General features: G+C 64.3%; 1 protein-coding gene and 1 pseudogene. Both read right to left on the reverse strand.

The window, feature by feature from the left end; translation table 11 throughout:
• Window positions 1-1,334 (reverse strand): BatD family protein (locus GHO42_RS02955; RefSeq protein WP_153384105.1); only part of this gene is annotated, 1,334 nt, incomplete at its 3' end.
• Window positions 1,331-1,524, reverse strand: a pseudogene (locus GHO42_RS25650) (hypothetical protein); the annotation flags it as partial. The gene GHO42_RS02955 and the pseudogene GHO42_RS25650, both read right to left, overlap by 4 nt.

Here is a 1,524-nt window from a genome sequence, read left to right on the forward strand (position 1 = left end):
GGGCCGGTTTGCGCGGCGCGCAGGATTGCCGGTTGCCAGCGGGCACGCCACCACAGGCCCAGGCTCGCCAGGGTGGTGAATGCCAGGAACAGGGTGCTCAGTTGCCAGATCCACAGCGAAGAGGTTTCGTTCAGGGCTGCGGGTGTGCCGCTGGCAGGCGTGTCCACGGCCAGATTGGGGTTGGCCGCCGCCATCAGGGTGCGGGCGGGCAGGTAAGTGCGCTCCAGATGATCTTCGTGGGTGTTCCACCACACCACTTCGACTGCGGGCAGTTCAATCTGGCCAACCCGGGTCGGGACCAGTGCTTCGCGTTCTTCGCGGCTGCCGATCAGGCCGTTTTCGGTGATCTGGTTGCTCAGTTGCGGCAGGTCAGGGTAGCGCCGCAGGCCGTTGACATCGGTGGCAGGCAGGGGCGGCAGCTGGGCGCTGGACAGGCCTTCGGCCTTGAGCGTGAGGGTGCGGGTCAGGGAGTCACCGACGAGTGTATGGTCAGGTTCCGGGTTCCAGGTTTCGCTTATGCTCAGGCTGCGCGCAGGCAACCAGGGAGCCGTGGCTGGCCAGGCGTCGGGCTTGGGCAACACGCTCAGGGGGATTTCAGCCGAGGTTACGTGGACCATCTTGCCGGGCGTTGGCCCCAGCGGGGCAGGGGCCGTGGCTTGCTGGCTGTCGACCTGGGTGGCGCTGAAGGTTTGTGCCGGGATGATCAGTTCGCCGCTGCGCTGCGGGTAGATGCCGTAGCGGCGTTCGATCACACCATGGCGCACGCCGTTGATAAGCTTTTCATAGGTGCGCGACTCGCCCAGTTGCTCGACGATGGCGTCGTCCAGGTGCAGGGTGGTCAGGCTGCTGTCGTCGTACAGAGCTACGGAGTGGTAAATGCGCAGGGTCAGCAGCGCCTGTGCCTGCACATAGACCTTGGGCTGGTCGAGGCTGGCTTCGATAAACACCGGTTCCAGTTCGCTTTCGCTGGCCACGCTCTGGGTCACGGTGAGGGTGATCGGCTGGCTGTGGTAGTCGCCGATTTGCAGTGACGGGATGATCACCGTGCCGGTCTGTCTGGGTTGCAGGGTGATGATCCAGCGAGTGGTGCCCTTGTTGTCGTCGCTGAGGCTGTTGAGCTGGTTGACCTGGCGAGTGCCGCGCACTTCGAACAGCCCGTCCAGCGGGGTGAGGTCGGGTTTGCCGAACTGGGTGACGTCGTCGGATTCCAGGGTCAGTTCGACGGTTTCACCGGAGTTGAGCTGGTCGCGGTCAACACTGGCGATCAGGCCCAGGGCGTTTGCCGGCAAGGTCCAGCAACACAGCAAAAGAAGCAAAACACAGAGGCGGTTCATTTGGGCGTGTCCTGATGGAGCTGCTGTTCGTACCAGAATTTGCGGCGTAACAATTCGGCAGGGTTGTCGGGGATCTGTCTGAGCCATTGTTCCAGGGCCTGGCGCTGTTCTTCTGCGGTCTGGTTGGCGGCCGGGGCGGGCGGGCGCGTGGTGGGCCCGTCGTCCGGTTCGCCGTCGGTGTGCGGAGCAG

This window comes from Pseudomonas sp. FSL R10-0056 (assembly GCF_009600105.1).
Classification (GTDB): domain Bacteria; phylum Pseudomonadota; class Gammaproteobacteria; order Pseudomonadales; family Pseudomonadaceae; genus Aquipseudomonas; species Aquipseudomonas bubulae.